This window comes from Nonomuraea sp. MTCD27 (genome assembly GCF_041950495.1).
Classification (GTDB): Bacteria; Actinomycetota; Actinomycetes; order Streptosporangiales; family Streptosporangiaceae; genus Nonomuraea.
The window spans coordinates 188,807-202,374 of sequence record NZ_JBGNUW010000023.1 but is presented as its reverse complement, the minus strand read 5'-3'; the positions used below and the strand labels follow the sequence as shown (position 1 = coordinate 202,374).

The window sequence follows — 13,568 nt, the reverse complement described above, 5'->3', positions numbered from 1 at the left end:
GACCAACCGGCAGGGGCACGGTCTTTCATCAGGACTCGACGTCCAGGACACCCGAGTGCTCACCTGCCGGCGGCCACCATCCACCACGGAGTCTGCCGGATGGCTTACTCCCAGGACTCATTAGGACACCAGTGGAAGATCTGCGCATCGGAGTCATCGGCCTCGGCCTGCGTACCAGCCTCGCCCGGGCCGCGCACCGGCCCGGCAGGGGCTCGGTCGTGGCCGCGCTGTGCGACTCCGACCCGGCCGTGCTCAAAAGGCAGGCCGGTACGTTCGAGGCGGAGTTCCTGACCGAGGACCACCGCGAACTGCTCGGCCGGGACGACCTCGACGCGATCGTGGTGAACACGCCCGACGACACGCACGAGCGCCTCGCGATCGACTGCCTCCGGGCCGGCAAGGCCGTCTACCTGGAGAAGCCGATGGCCATCACCGTGGAGGGCTGCGACAACATCCTGCGCGCCGCCCGCGAGAGCGGGACCCGGCTGTACGTGGGGCACAACATGCGGCACATGGGCGTGGTACGCCTGATGCGCGACATCATCGGCAAGGGCGTCATCGGCGAGCCGAAGACCGTCTGGGTGCGCCACTTCGTGTCCTACGGCGGCGACTACTACTTCAAGGACTGGCACGCCGACCGCACCCGCACCACCGGCCTGCTCCTGCAGAAGGCGGCCCACGACCTCGACGTGATCCACTGGCTCGCCGGCGGCTACACGACCAGGGTGAACGCCCTCGGCGACCTGATGCTCCACGGCGACCTGCCGCGCCGGGCCCCCGGCACGCCGCGGCCCGAGGGCTGGCTGCAGGAGTACGAGTGGCCGCCCACGTCGCGCAAGAACCTGCACCACGTCGTGGACGTCGAGGACGTCTCGGTCATGAACATGCGCCTGGACAACGGTGTCATCGCCGCCTACCAGCAGTGCCACTTCTCGCCCGACTACGTGCGCAACTACACCGTGATCGGCACCGAGGGGCGGCTGGAGAACTTCGGCGACGGGCCGGGGGACACGGTCAAGGTCTGGAACACCGGGCCCAGCGGTTACCGGGACGACTGCGACATCGCCTACAAGGTGCCCGCGGCGCAGGGCTCCCACGGGGGCGCGGACGTGGAGATCGTGACGGAGTTCCTCAGGTTCGTCAGGGAGGGCGGGGCGACCGACACCTCGCCGGTGGCGGCGCGGATGAGCGTGGCGGCCGGGTACATGGCGACGATGTCGCTGCGGGACGGCGGGATGCCGTACGACGTGCCGGGGCTGGACGCCGGGCTGGCGGCGTACTTCGACAACGGGCAGGTGGAACCCGGAGGCGCGGCCGGACAGTAACCAGATGTGGATATGTCGATACGCGCCCGCATACGCGACGGGGACCAGGCGGCCTTCGGGCAGCTCTTCGACGAGTGCTCGAAGGCCGTCTACAACCACGCCTTCCGCCTGACCGGCAACTGGTCCACCGCCGAGGACGTGATGGCGCTGACGTTCCTGGAGGCATGGCGGTTACGTACGAAGATCGACCCCGAGGGCGGCTCGCTGAGGCCCTGGCTGCTCGGCATCGCGACCAACGTGCACCGCAACGTGCGCCGCGCCGCCCGCCGGCACGACGACGCCCTGGCCCGGCTGCCCAGGGGCGAGCGGGTGCCGGACTTCGCCGACGAGGTCGTGGGCCGCATCGACGACGCCGACCGGCTGGCCGCCGTCCGCCGGGCCTACGACCGGCTGCGCCGGCAGGAGCAGGACGTCTTCGCGCTGTGCGTGTGGGCCGGCCTCGACTACGCCCAGGCGGCGGAGGCGCTCGGCATCCCGGTGGGCACGGTCCGGTCCCGGCTGTCACGGGCCCGCGGGAAACTCGCCGGCGCCGGGGAACCACCTCCGCAGCGGCGACAGGTAGTAGGTGACCGAGGCCCCTCGAAGGAGGAGATCCGATGAACTGGCCGACCGAGCGCGATCTTCCCGAGGGCCGTCACCGGCTGCTCAAGGAGTTCGTCATGACCGAGATCGACCGGGCGCCCGCCGGACGCCGCCGCCCCCGCCTCGCCGTGCTGGCCCCCGCCCTGGGGCTGGCGGCCGCCGCCGCGCTGGCCGTACCGCTGCTGCTCGGCGGCACTCCCGCGTACGCGGTGACCAAGGGGGCCGACGGGCTGATCCACATCACCATCAACGAGGCCAGGAACCCGGAGAGCCTGCAGGAGGAGCTGCGGGGGATGGGGGCGAACGTGGTCGTGGACTACATCCCGATGGGCAAGAAGTGCAGCCCCCAGCCCCGCGCCGCCCGCTTCCTCACCACCGACGAGGCCGAACTGTCCGTCTGGCCGGCCCCGGAGGGCGGCGAACCGGGCTTCACCATCGACCCGAGCGTGATCGGGCCGGGGCAGACGGGGGTGCTGGAGTTCAGCGTGGGCGAGAACAACGGCGGGGTGATCGCCGGCATCTGGGCCCGGGTGGGCGAGGGACCGATCGCCGACTGCGTGCTCGTGGACACCACGGACGCGCCGCTGTCGCACTGACGCCCCCGAAGGGCCGGACGCCCGTCGCGCGAGAGTCGTGCGACGGGCTACAACCTGGAACTTCCGTGTGGTTCTCAATCGCGAGCCCACCGACGCGGAGACGGACGCTCTGTACGAAGCAGGACTGGACGACTGCTCGATAGCCGGCGGTCCGGACCGCAGCGTTCACCTCAGATGCGATCGTGCGGCGGCAAGCCTGCTGGACGCCGTCGCCTCCGTGCTCACCGATCTCCGTAGGGTCGAGGGCCTTTGGGCAGTCGGCGTCGGCCAAGGGGACGGGGTGACGCTGGGGGATGCGGCGCGGCGGCACGGTGGGCGTACGCAGGCGAGCCTGCGTCAGCTCGCCGCCGGGCAGCGCGGTCCCGGCGGTTTTCCGGAGCCGGTCATGGAGGCCGACAACATCAGCATCTACTCCTGGGCCGAGATCTCCGACTGGCTTCGCACCAGGATGGGCGACGACATCCCGCCCGTGAACCGGGACATCGCGCTCGCCGACGCGGCCGTCAAGCTGGCCTGCCGGGCCAGGGCCGCGCACCAGGAGACCCGGATCCGGCACCTGATCGACGTCGCCTGACCCCTGACGGCCATTCCGCGGCAGCGTCTTCCCTCGACTCCGCACCACAAAGGGGCGCCCGCCACACGGCGGGCGCCCCTGGTGCGATCTGTCAGCGGTCGGCCTCCGTCGGCTTCCGGTCCAGGTCGGGGAACGGGGACGGCTCCTGGGCGGCCTGGGTGAGCTGCCGGGGGCCGTTCGGGCTCTCCGCCTCCTGGGCGTCGGCCACCGCCTCGGCCGCCGCCTCCGAGGCCTTGGCGACCTCCTCGTCCGCCGCCGACGTCTCCGGCAGCTCCTCCCGGGTGGCCGCCGAGCGGGGCAGGGCCTCCGTGAACGCCTTCGAGACGCCCTGCAGCGCCGAGGTGACCTCGCTGGGGATGACCCAGAACGTGTTGCCCTCGCCCTGCGCGAGCTGCGGCAGGACCTGAAGGTACTGGTAGGCCAGCAGCTTCGGGTCCGGGTCGTTGCGGTGGACCGCCTGGAAGACCTGGTCGATGGCCCGCGACTGGCCCTCGGCCTCCAGGATGGCGGCCGCGCGCTGGCCCTCCGCGCGCAGGATGCTGCTCTGCTTGTCACCCTCGGCCGTGAGGATCTGCGACTGGCGCTGGCCCTCGGCGTTCAGGATGGCGGCGCGCTTGTCGCGCTCGGCCCGCATCTGCTTCTCCATCGCGTCCTTGATGGTCTTCGGCGGGTCGATGGCCTTGACCTCGACGCGGTTGACGCGCAGGCCCCACTTGCCCGTGGCCTCGTCGAGGACGCCGCGCAGCTGGCTGTTGACGGTGTCGCGGGAGGTCAGGGTCTTCTCCAGGTCCATGGAGCCGACGACGTTGCGCAGCGTGGTGACCGTGAGCTGCTCGACACCCGTGATGTAGTTGGCGATCTCGTACGCCGCCGCCCGCGGGTCGGTGACCTGGAAGTACAGGACGGTGTCGATCTCGACGACCAGGTTGTCCTCGGTGATGACGGGCTGCGGGCGGAACGAGACGACCTGTTCCCGGAGGTCGATCATGGGGTAGACGCGGTCGATGTACGGGATGACGAAGTTGAGACCGGGCTTGAGCGTGCGGTGGTAACGGCCGAGGCGCTCGACGTTGCGGGCGCGGGCCTGCGGGACGATCCGCACGGCCTTGAGCAGGGTCATCACCGCGAAGAGTATGACGAAGAGTCCGACCAGCAACAGCGGGTCCATGGGTCACTCCCGGGGATATACGAGGGCTGTGGCGCCCTCGATCTCGATGATGTCGACGGTCGCCCCCGTGGGGATCACCAGGGTCTCGTCGTAGGCGCGCGCCGACCACTCCTCGCCACCGATGCGTACGCGACCGTCACGGCCCGTCACTTCGGCGACGACGTAGGCGGGCTTTCCGACGAGTGCTTCCACGCCGAACCGCTGCAGCGGTGGCTGCTTGATATGGCGCATGGCGATCGGCCTGAGCACCAGCAGGCCGGCCGCGGAGGAGGCTGCGAAGAACAGTAACTGCAGGGGAACGGGCAACCCGAGGGCCGCGGTCGCGGCGGTCAGCAGCGCCGCCACCCCGAGGAGACCGAGCGAAGCCGTGAGCGTGAATATCTCGGCCACGCCCAGAACGACTGCGAGGATTACCCAGATGATCCATTCATCCATGTCGGCCCTCCTGTATGGGACAACGGGCCTGAGGTCGTAAGTGGTTCCCCTTCTCCTACCGTAGTCCCGATATCAGCGGTTCGGCACCCCGACGCGTGCGGTGTCGGATTCGCGCAGAGCACTTCCCTGGCGCCATTTCTCCCACGAGAGTTGCCAGAAACCCCATCCGTTGTCCCATTCGAGCGGGCGGCTGGTGCCGGTGATCGTGACAGGGTCGCCGCGCAGGGAGGACTCGTAGAACCAGGCCGCCTGATCGGGCCGGGAATTGATGCAGCCGTGGCTGACATTGGCCCGGCCCTGCGCCCACACGTTGTCCTTGGCGTGCACGTATTCGCCGCTGTTGGAAATGCGCACGGCGTGGTCGATCATCATGTCGTAAAAGCCGGGGTCGCCTTCCTCTCGGCCCGGGGAAATCATCCGGACCGGATTTCCCTTGTCCATGGTCAGGTGGACGCCGCTGGTCGTGGTGTATTCGCGGGTGGTGGCGTTTCCGGCGCTGATGGCCATGCGCTGGACGACCGCTCCGTCGCGCCGGACGACCATCTGATGCGTCCGGGTGTCGATCGTGCTGCTCTGCTCGCGGCCGACGGTGAAGGAGAAGGTCGAGTCGGTGCCGCCGAACAGGCCCTCGCCCGCGCGTACGCCCGCCAGATGGGCGGTGACCGTGACCGTCTGCCGGGGCGTCCAGAACCGCCGGGTGCGGTAGACCACCTGCGTGTCGCTGGTCCAGCGCCAGGCCCCCTCGACCGGCGTCCGCGAGGTGACCTCGAGCGTCCGCTCGACGGCCGCCTTCTCCTCCACGGGAGCGTCGAAGTCGATGACGATCGGCATGCCGGTGCCGACCGTCTCGCCGGGCAGCGGCGAGGTGGCGGCCACCTGGAGCGTGTTCGTGGCGGCGCGGGTGTGGATGCGGCCCATGGCCACCGTGGCCGGCGCGCCCTCGCGGGAGGCGGTGGCGGTCACCGTGTATTCGGTGGCGGGCTTGAGCGTCCAGTCGGTGCGCCACGTCGTACGCGAGTCGTCGAGCCGGCCGGGCACCGGCTCGCCGTCCTGGTAGACCAGCACCTGCGTGAGCGTGCCGCCGTGCGCCCTGATCACCAGGCCCCGGTCTGGCCGGGCCCGCTTGGTGTCGAACGGCGGCCAGACCTGCACGACCGGCGGCGGCGACGTGGGCTCGGTGGGGCCGGAACCGCAGCCGGAGACGGAACAGACCAGGCAGACCAGGAGGAAGGCGACACAGAACATCGCGGCACGACGCATGTGACTCCTGCTTTCCGAGGGAAGGGGAGACCCCAGGGTAGCGGTGAGTCAACACGCAGGCACCTTGAGTTACCTATCCGACAGTTCCGGAAACCTCCCCCAATGTCAGGCCGGCCGCGGTCGCGCGGATGGTGACCGTGTCGCCGTCCTGCAGGAACGCGCGGGTCTCCCCGCCCGCCAGCTTGATCGGGTCGGTCCCGTTCCACGTCAGCTCGATGAGCGAGCCGCGCTCGCCCCGCTCGGGGCCGGAGATCGTGCCGCTGGCGAACAGGTCGCCGGTGCGCAGCGAGGCCCCGTTCACCGTCATGTGCGCGAGCATCTGGTCCGGCGTCCAGTACATGGCCGAGTACGGAGGCCGCGACACCACCTCCCCGTTGAGCAGCACCTCCAGCGAGATGTCCAGCCCCCAGTCGGCCTTCCGGCGCAGGTAGGCGGGCGGCTCGGGATCCTGGGCGCGGCCGGGGATCCTGGGCAGCGCCTCCAGCGGGGTGATCCACGGGGAGATCGACGTGGCGAACGACTTGGCCAGGAACGGCCCCAGCGGCACGTATTCCCACGACTGGATGTCGCGCGCGCTCCAGTCGTTGACCAGCGTCACCCCGAACACGTGATCCTCGAACGCCCCGGCCGGCGAGCCCATCGCGGTCGGCACGCCCACCACGAAGCCCAGCTCCGCCTCGATGTCGAGCTTCTGGCACGGGCCGAACTTCCCCGGCCCGAGCTGCCCCTGCGGGCGCGCGACCGGCGTGCCCGACACCACGACCGTGCCCGACCTGCCGTGGTAGCCGACGGGCAGGTGCCGCCAGTTCGGCTGCAGCGGCTCGGAGCCGGGGCGGAAGATCTTGCCGATGTTGCTCGCGTGGTCGAGCGAGCAGTAGAAGTCGACGTAGTCGGCCACCTCGAACGGCATGTGCAGGCGCACCTGGTCCAGCGGGATGAGGTGCCGCTCGGTGACGGAGACGTCGCCGGTGAGCTTGTTCCGGATCAGCGTCCTGGTGTCGTGCCAGGCCGTGCGGCCCCTGGCCATGAACGGGTTGAGCGAGGGGGCCGCGAAGACCTCGTCGTGCAGCGCGGGGGCCAGGTCGAGCACCTTGTCGCCGTACCGGACGCCGACCCGGGGTTGCTCCCCGGGACAGGAGAAGACGCCGTACGGCAGGTTGTCCACCCCGAAGCTCACGAAGCCTCCTCGATCAGTCCGAGCGTGCGCAGGTCGTCAAGGGGCGTGGCGGTGCTGCACGAGCCGTAGCTCACCAGCAGCCGCCGCGCCTGCTCGGCCGTGTCGTCCGGTACGGCGCCCGCCAGCCGTACGAGGTGGCCGACGTCGGTGGTGCGCAGCACCGGCACCGGGTCGCGCCCCTCCACGGCCTCGCAGACGGCCAGCAGCAGGTTGAGGAAGCCGTGCCGGTCCACGCCGAGCGAGGGGTCGAAGTGGCGTACGGCGTGGTGCAGCCCGGCCGTGGCCTTGAACGGGATGTCGTTCTCGGCGCAGGACCTGATGAACTGCCCGAGATGCTCGGCCGGTGGGAACATGTCGGCCGAGGAGCCGCCGCAGCGGATCTTCAGGCCGCAGTCGTCGGGCACGTCCAGGGAGATCTTGCGCGGCACCACCTCGGCGAAGAGCCGCACCCCGTCGGGCAGGCGCAGCCGGTCGGCCAGCGTCTGGACGGACGTGTCGGGCGGCAGCCGCATTTCGACGTAGTCCACCGGGAGGTCGCCGAAGTCGGGCAGCTCGGAGGTGTCGGCGATCAGCCCGATCCGGCGCGGCCGGAAGTCCATGCCGCGCAGCCGGTCGAGCCGGCTGGCCGGGCACAGGAAGCGGTGCGTGAGCACCGGGCTGCCGTGCTCCAGGTCCCGCTGGTTGCGGGCCAGGGCCTCGTCCATGTGCAGGGACGTCGGCGGGAACAGGCCCGCGTCGTCGATCAGTGCGCTGTAGAGCCTCATCGTGCCCAGGTCCATGCGTAGCCGGGATCCTCGCAGGACAGGGCGCCCTGGCCGAGGTCGAGCGGGCGGAACGTGTCCACCATGACGGCCATCTCGCTCGTCACCGTGACGCCGCGCGAGACCGCGTCGATCACCGCCTCCACCGCCCCGGGCTGCGGCCCGTGCGTGAAGCCGGCCGGATGCAGCGAGATCGACCCGACGTCGATGCCGGAGCCCTTGCGCGCGGAGTAGTCGCCGCCCACGTAGAACATGAACTCGTCGGAGTCCACGTTGTGGTGGTTGTACGGGATCGGGATGGCCTCCGGGTGGTAGTCCAGCGGCCGGGGACAGAACGAGCACACCACGAACCCCGGCCCCTCGAACGTCTGGTGCACCGGCGGCGGCGCGTGCGTCTTCTTCACGATCGGCTCGAAGTCGTTGATGTTGAACGCGTACGGATAGAGGTAGCCGTCCCAGCCCACGACGTCGAACGGGTGGTTGCGGTAGACGAGCCGGGTCAGCCCGCCGCGCGTGCGTACGAGCACCGGCACCTCCTCGCCCTCCACGACGTGCGGCTCGGCGGGGGCGCGCAGGTCGCGCTCGCAGTAGGGCGCGTGCTCCAGGAACTGCCCGTACTGCGACAGGTAGCGCTTGGGCGGCCTGATGTGCCCGGACGCCTCGATGGCCAGCACGTTCACCGGCCCGTCGGGCACCCAGCGGTGGATGGTGCCGGTCGGGATGACGACGTAGTCTCCCTCGCCGGCCTCGATCACGCCGTAGGTGGACTCGAAGCGCCCGCGCCCGCTCTGCACGTAGACGCACTCGTCGCCCATGGAGTTGCGGTAGAGCTCGCTCGGCCGGTCGCTGGTGGCGTACGACAATCGGACGTCGGCGTTGCCCGCCAGGGAGATGCGGCCCGTGATCAGGTCGCCGGCGCTCGCCAGCTCCTGGGTGCGGAAGTGGCGCGGTGAGAGCGGCAGGTTGGGCTCCAGGCGGGTCTCGACCGAGGGGGTGACGGCCTCCGCCTTGAGGATCGCCGTCGGCAGGTGACGGTGGTAGAGCAGCGAGGAGTCGGACGAGAAGCCCTCCTCGCCCATCAGCTCCTCCGCGTAGAGACCGCCGTCCGGCCGCCTGAACTGCACATGCCGCTTGCGCGGCACCTCCCCCACGACCCGGTAGTACGGCATCCCGGCCCCTCCATGCATGTCCGATTATCGGACGGAAGTGTCCTCTATATGTGATTACGGTCTGCCATCGGCCGGGAGATGTCAACCCAGCGCGGCCGCCAGCTCGGCGGCCGCGGCCACCACGCGTGGCCCGGTGGCCTCTCCCAGCGGCCCGAACGTCACCACTCCGACCGACGCCTCCAGCCATGGCAGCCCGGTGACCGGCGCGGCGACGCCGCGGGCTCCCTCCTGCAACTGCCCCTCCGTGATGAAGTAGTCATGCCGTCCCTCGCGCAGCGCCAGGATCGCCCGCCCCGCCGCGCCTCTGGCCAGCGGATGGCGCGAGCCCTCGCGGTAGGCCACGTGCATGTCGGTCCAGGACGGCTCCACCACCGCCACCGCCAGCCCGTCGTCGCCCTCGGCCACGGTCAGGTGCGCGGTCGCGCCGACCTGCTCGGCCAGCCGCCGCAGCGTGGGCACCGCCGCCGCGCGCAGCAGCGGTTGCACGGCCTGGGCCAGCGCCAGCACCCCGAACCCGAGGTGCACCCGGCCCTCGGCGTCCCGGCGGACGAAACCCTCGCCCATCAACGTCGTCAGCAGCCGGTACACCACGGGCCGGCTCAGCGACAGCTCCGTGCTCAGCTCGGTCGGCGTGCGCCCGCCCTTGCCGTCGGCGAGCAGTCTCAGCAGGCGGAGCCCGCGTTCCAGGGTCTGAGCGGATTCAGCGGCCATGCGATCGATTATCTAGTGACGCTGCGCGGTTACGGGGGTACGTATCGACATAGAAGAGCCGGGGGGTAATCATGCGGCAAAGGTGGGTTCTCCTGCTTGCCGGGCTGGCCATGTGTGCCTTGTCGCCTGCCCTGCCCTCGCTCACCACGCCCATGGCCAGCGAGACCCCGCTCACCCCGACCGGCCGCAACGTGGTCGAGGACACCTTCTACGTCACCGAGGGCATCGAGGTGAACCAGCGGCTGCTGCCCACCGCGAAGGGTGTGGCCTTCCGCCCCGCCTACCTCGCCGTCGGCATCAAGGTCGACCAGAGCGGCCGCCTGTACGGCAGGCCGCAGCGCTCCGGCACCTACGTCGCCCGCGTCCAGGTCTGCGCCGGCCCGGCGTGCCGGACACAGCAGCTCACGCTCGTGGTGCTGGCCAACGTGCCGTGGGAGCCGCGCGAGCTGACCTTCCCCGGCCGGGCGGGCGCGGCGCTGGACGGCGAGATCGGCATCAACGGCGGCCCCCCGGGCGTGGTGCCCACCTTCACCGTCACCGACCTCGACAAGGTGCCCGACGGCGTGAGCATCGGCCCCGACGGCCACGTGGGCGGCGTCCCGGCCGCGCCGGGCATCTCCGAGGTGCCGGTGCGGATCTGCGTGGCGGGCAACTGCGCCGGCGTCGTCGTACGTCTGATCATCGTGTGACTCGCTCTTGCGGCGGCACGTGGTTTCCGGTCACCGTGGTCTCATGAAATCGGTCATTGTGGTCGGAGCGGGCATTTGGGGGTCGTCACTGGCGCTGCGGCTGGCCGAGAGCGGCTGGCAGGTGACGCTGGTCGAGCAGCACAGGCCGGGTCACGTTCGGCAGGCCAGCGCGGGGGAGACCCGGCTGCTGCGCTGCGCGCACGGCGAGGACGACTGGTACGCCCGGCTCGCCTGGCAGGCCAGGGACGGCTGGCGGCGCCTCGGCGAGCGGGCCGGCGAGGAGCTGTACCAGGAGGCGGGCATGGTGTGGTTCGCCGGGACGCCGGACGGGTGGGAGCACGCCAGCGCCCGAGTCCTGAAAAATCTGGACATCGCGTGTGAGGTGCTGGACCCGGCCGACGGCGGAAGGTTCTTCCCCGACTTCCGCGGCGACGACCTCAGCTTCCTGCTCTGGGAGCCGCACGCAGGCGTGATCAGGGCCCGGCGGGCCACCCAGGTGACGGCGGGGCTGGCCACGGCCGCCGGGGTGCGTCTGGTCAGGGCGCGGGCGGTGCCCGTGGCCGGGGAGGCGGCGCCGTACGCGTGCGCGGTCGAGATCGACGGCGAGGTGCGGCACGCCGACCGGGTGGTCTGGGCGTGCGGCGCGTGGCTGCCCGAGCTGTTCGACGGGCTGCCGATCACCGTGACCAAGCAGGACACGCTGCACTTCGCGGTGCCGTCCGCGTGGTCGGTCCCCGAGACGCCGGCCTGGGTGGACCACGGAGCCTCGGCCTACGGGCACGGCGACGTGGACGGGGTGGGGATGAAGGCGACCTCCGACGCGGAGGGGCCGCCGTACGAGCCCGAGCACGGCGAGCGGGTGGTCGACCCGGGCAGCGTCGAGCGGGCCAGGACCTACCTGCGGCGCCGGTTCCCCTCGCTGGCGGCCGCGCCGGTGCTGTTCACCCAGGTCTGCCAGTACGCGCTCACGCCCGACGCCGAGTGGCTGCTCGCCGAGGCGTCACCCGGGGTGTGGCTGCTGGGCGGGGACTCCGGGCACGGGTTCAAGCACGCCCCGGCGCTGGCCGGCTACGTGGCGGGCGTGCTGGACGGCGCGTACGAGCCCGAGCCCCGCTTCGGGCCGCACCCGCGCACCCCCACCCGCGGGCTGAGGACGAGCGGCGAGGTCTGGTAGGGCGCGCCTCACTCGAAGTCGGGGGCCGGCGGGCATGATCCGGACCGGGTGCGCGGCGCACACTTCAAGGACGAACGCGCACGTGAAGGAGCCCGCCATGAGTCCCACCACGATCACCGACCTCCGCCCGACCGAGCACCCGTCGCCCCCGCCCGTCGTCCACACCGCCTCCATGCTCTGGTTGTCGGCGGTCGCGTTCGGCGCGTTCGAAGCCGTGCTGATGATCGCCGGAGAGCTGTACGAGGGCACCTCGGCGCTCGGGGAGTTGCTGCCGGGCGCCGGGTTCCGGCTGGCCGTGTTCGCCGGGGCGGTCTACCTGGCGCTGCGGCTGAAGCAGGGGGCGAACTGGGCGCGCTGGACCCTGGCCGGCACGCTCGGCGTGTTCGGCACGCTCTCGCTGGTGGTCGAGCCCGTCCAGTGGTTGCTGGCGGGCGGGTCGATCGGCGAGGCCATGGCCGGGGCCGACGCCGTGGGATGGGCCTTCGCGGTGAGCCGGATCCTGCACGTGCTGGCCGTGCTGGGAGCGGTGGCCCTGATGTTCCAGCCCAGGGCCAACGCCTACTTCAGGTCGGCCGGGGCAGCCGCCTGAGGCTGGGGCGCGCGCAGGTTGCGCACTCCGGGGGACAGCAGCGCGGCCAGCGTGGACACCACGACCAGGACCGCGCAGCCGAGCAGCGACTCCTCCGTACCGAAGAACGCCGCCGCCGGCCCCGCCAGCAGCAGCCCGATCGGGCCGAACATGAGCGACCCGAGCACGTCGTACGAGCTGACCCGCGACAGCGACTCGGCCGGGACCTCGCGCTGCATCGTCGTCTGCCACAGCACACCGAACACGTCGAAGCACACGCCGAGCACGAAGGCCCCGGCCACGATCGCCCAGAGCGGCGAGTCGAGCCCGAGCAGCACGTACGGCAGCGCGGTCGGCAGGCAGAGCAGCACCGCCACCAGGATCGGCCGGCGCGGGCGCAGCCGCAGCGCCACCAGCACGCCGGCGATCGTCCCGACGGCCTCGCCCACCAGGAACGCCGACCAGGCCATCGGGCCGCCCAGCGACTCCTTCGCCAGCAGCGGGCCGAGCACGCCGTGCCCGGCCTGGATGGCCATGACCATCAGCGAGAACTGCGCGACCACCACCCAGATCCACTGCCGCGAGCTGAACTCCCGCCAGCCGTCCCGCAGGTCGCCCAGCACCGAGTGGGCCTCGCCACGGGGGCGCTCGCCCGGCTGCAGGCGCAACCGCGCGATCAGCACGCCCGCCACGGCGAACATCGCGCCGCTCACGACCAGCGCCCAGCCCCCGCCGAACAGCACCACCGTGCCGCCGCCCAGCACCGCGCCCGCCACGCGCGAGGCGTTGGCACCCAGGCCGAGCAGCGCGTTGCCGGTCTGCAGCCGCTCGGCGGGTACCACCTCGGGGATGATCCCGGTGAGCGCCGGGAACGTGATCGCCGTGGCCACCCCGGCCAGCGCCGCCGCCGCGACCAGCGCGGGCAGCGGGGTCCAGCCGCTGAGCAGCATCGCGGCCAGCGCGAAGAACGCGGCCGCCATGAGGAACTCGCCGGTCATCATCACCCGCTGGCGCGGCAGCCGGTCCGCGATCACCCCGCCGACCAGCATGAAAAGGATCATGGGCAGCGACTCGGCGGTGAGCACCACGGACAGCGTCGAGGCGGTGGCCCCGGGCATGTCGAGGATGGCGAACGCCAGCGCCACGGGGGCGAACGCGCTGCCCAGCATGGAGATCGTCCGTGCTGACAGCAGGAGTGCGAAGCGCCGGTCCCGGAGCAGCTCGAGATCGCTGACAAAACTATGCACCGGCGCAAACCCCCTGAAAAACGGCCAAACCCCACCATCCTGCCGTAATGTGCGGCCGTTGTCGTGTGCTTATTTATTGTCACGCGGCCAACAAGACCGATCGCGGAATGTGCCGGTGTTTGGCAAGAATCG

Annotated in this window: 15 protein-coding genes; 7 read left to right on the top strand and 8 right to left on the bottom strand. The window is 71.2% G+C overall.

Features of this window, described 5'->3' with window-relative positions; all coding sequences use genetic code 11:
* The first annotated feature begins 131 nt into the window (after positions 1-131).
* The 4 genes from ACBJ59_RS49005 to ACBJ59_RS48990 all read left to right on the top strand — a co-directional run bounded on the left by ACBJ59_RS49005 (position 132) and on the right by ACBJ59_RS48990 (position 3,077).
* Positions 132-1,325, top strand: coding sequence for a Gfo/Idh/MocA family protein (locus ACBJ59_RS49005; protein WP_375116895.1), 1,194 nt, complete (start codon positions 132-134; stop codon positions 1,323-1,325).
* Positions 1,326-1,337: 12 nt separating this feature from the next.
* Positions 1,338-1,925, top strand: a complete 588-nt coding sequence (locus ACBJ59_RS49000; protein WP_375116894.1) for an RNA polymerase sigma factor — start codon at positions 1,338-1,340, stop codon at positions 1,923-1,925.
* Positions 1,922-2,503 (top strand): hypothetical protein, encoded by a 582-nt coding sequence (locus ACBJ59_RS48995; RefSeq protein ID WP_375116893.1) that lies wholly within the window; start codon positions 1,922-1,924, stop codon positions 2,501-2,503. Before ACBJ59_RS49000 ends, ACBJ59_RS48995 begins: the two co-directional genes overlap by 4 nt.
* 280 nt (positions 2,504-2,783) lie before the next feature.
* Positions 2,784-3,077 (top strand): hypothetical protein, encoded by a 294-nt coding sequence (locus ACBJ59_RS48990; protein ID WP_364116964.1) that lies wholly within the window; start codon positions 2,784-2,786, stop codon positions 3,075-3,077.
* Positions 3,078-3,168: 91 nt separating this feature from the next.
* Here the strand turns inward: ACBJ59_RS48990 and ACBJ59_RS48985 are convergent, their stop codons facing one another.
* The 7 genes from ACBJ59_RS48985 to ACBJ59_RS48955 form a co-directional block, all read right to left on the bottom strand.
* Positions 3,169-4,245 carry an SPFH domain-containing protein gene (locus ACBJ59_RS48985; protein WP_364116962.1) on the bottom strand — a complete coding sequence of 359 codons (1,077 nt, stop codon included), beginning with the start codon at positions 4,243-4,245 and terminating at the stop codon, positions 3,169-3,171.
* 3 nt (positions 4,246-4,248) lie between these two features.
* The gene (locus tag ACBJ59_RS48980) at positions 4,249-4,680 is read right to left on the bottom strand and encodes an NfeD family protein (RefSeq protein WP_364116960.1); all 432 of its coding nucleotides are present in this window, start codon (positions 4,678-4,680) and stop codon (positions 4,249-4,251) included.
* 72 nt (positions 4,681-4,752) lie between these two features.
* Positions 4,753-5,940, bottom strand: coding sequence for an Ig-like domain-containing protein (locus tag ACBJ59_RS48975; protein WP_375116892.1), 1,188 nt, complete (start codon positions 5,938-5,940; stop codon positions 4,753-4,755).
* A 73-nt stretch (positions 5,941-6,013) separates the two neighbouring features.
* A complete protein-coding gene (gene fahA, locus ACBJ59_RS48970; protein WP_375116891.1) occupies positions 6,014-7,117 on the bottom strand; it encodes a fumarylacetoacetase in 1,104 nt (367 codons plus the stop codon).
* Entirely contained in the window at positions 7,114-7,896 is a 783-nt protein-coding gene (locus tag ACBJ59_RS48965; protein WP_375116890.1) for a hypothetical protein, read from the bottom strand. The genes fahA and ACBJ59_RS48965 overlap by 4 nt, the downstream gene beginning before the upstream one ends.
* The gene (locus tag ACBJ59_RS48960; protein WP_375116889.1) at positions 7,878-9,047 is read right to left on the bottom strand and encodes a homogentisate 1,2-dioxygenase; all 1,170 of its coding nucleotides are present in this window, start codon (positions 9,045-9,047) and stop codon (positions 7,878-7,880) included. Before ACBJ59_RS48960 ends, ACBJ59_RS48965 begins: the two co-directional genes overlap by 19 nt.
* Positions 9,048-9,128: 81 nt before the next feature.
* On the bottom strand, positions 9,129-9,758 hold the full coding sequence (locus tag ACBJ59_RS48955; RefSeq protein ID WP_375116888.1) for an IclR family transcriptional regulator: 630 nt from the start codon (positions 9,756-9,758) through the stop codon (positions 9,129-9,131).
* A 119-nt stretch (positions 9,759-9,877) separates the two neighbouring features.
* On the opposite strand from ACBJ59_RS48955, the gene ACBJ59_RS48950 reads away from it, so the two are divergent.
* The 3 genes from ACBJ59_RS48950 (at position 9,878) to ACBJ59_RS48940 (ending at position 12,210) form a co-directional block, all read left to right on the top strand.
* Positions 9,878-10,447, top strand: coding sequence for a hypothetical protein (locus ACBJ59_RS48950; protein WP_364116948.1), 570 nt, complete (start codon positions 9,878-9,880; stop codon positions 10,445-10,447).
* A gap of 43 nt (positions 10,448-10,490) precedes the next feature.
* The gene (locus ACBJ59_RS48945) at positions 10,491-11,621 is read left to right on the top strand and encodes an NAD(P)/FAD-dependent oxidoreductase (protein WP_375116887.1); all 1,131 of its coding nucleotides are present in this window, start codon (positions 10,491-10,493) and stop codon (positions 11,619-11,621) included.
* Between the two features lie 97 nt (positions 11,622-11,718).
* Entirely contained in the window at positions 11,719-12,210 is a 492-nt protein-coding gene (locus tag ACBJ59_RS48940) for a hypothetical protein (RefSeq protein ID WP_375116886.1), read from the top strand.
* Here the strand turns inward: ACBJ59_RS48940 and ACBJ59_RS48935 are convergent.
* Positions 12,180-13,436 (bottom strand): MFS transporter, encoded by a 1,257-nt coding sequence (locus ACBJ59_RS48935; RefSeq protein ID WP_375116885.1) that lies wholly within the window; start codon positions 13,434-13,436, stop codon positions 12,180-12,182. The genes ACBJ59_RS48940 and ACBJ59_RS48935 overlap by 31 nt on opposite strands.
* Between the last annotated feature and the right edge of the window lie 132 nt (positions 13,437-13,568).

What these genes read in the sequence shown, in the direction of transcription:
- ACBJ59_RS48985 (WP_364116962.1), bottom strand. Translation starts at nt 4,245, where the DNA reads ATGGACCCGCTGTTGCTGGTCGGACTCTTCGTCATACTCTTCGCGGTG.
- ACBJ59_RS48965 (WP_375116890.1), bottom strand. Translation starts at nt 7,896, where the DNA reads ATGGACCTGGGCACGATGAGGCTCTACAGCGCACTGATCGACGACGCG.
- ACBJ59_RS48980 (WP_364116960.1), bottom strand. Translation starts at nt 4,680, where the DNA reads ATGGATGAATGGATCATCTGGGTAATCCTCGCAGTCGTTCTGGGCGTG.
- ACBJ59_RS48945 (WP_375116887.1), top strand. Translation starts at nt 10,491, where the DNA reads ATGAAATCGGTCATTGTGGTCGGAGCGGGCATTTGGGGGTCGTCACTG.
- ACBJ59_RS48955 (WP_375116888.1), bottom strand. Translation starts at nt 9,758, where the DNA reads ATGGCCGCTGAATCCGCTCAGACCCTGGAACGCGGGCTCCGCCTGCTG.
- ACBJ59_RS48940 (WP_375116886.1), top strand. Translation starts at nt 11,719, where the DNA reads ATGAGTCCCACCACGATCACCGACCTCCGCCCGACCGAGCACCCGTCG.
- ACBJ59_RS48975 (WP_375116892.1), bottom strand. Translation starts at nt 5,940, where the DNA reads ATGCGTCGTGCCGCGATGTTCTGTGTCGCCTTCCTCCTGGTCTGCCTG.
- ACBJ59_RS48995 (WP_375116893.1), top strand. Translation starts at nt 1,922, where the DNA reads ATGAACTGGCCGACCGAGCGCGATCTTCCCGAGGGCCGTCACCGGCTG.
- ACBJ59_RS49000 (WP_375116894.1), top strand. Translation starts at nt 1,338, where the DNA reads ATGTCGATACGCGCCCGCATACGCGACGGGGACCAGGCGGCCTTCGGG.
- ACBJ59_RS48960 (WP_375116889.1), bottom strand. Translation starts at nt 9,047, where the DNA reads ATGCCGTACTACCGGGTCGTGGGGGAGGTGCCGCGCAAGCGGCATGTG.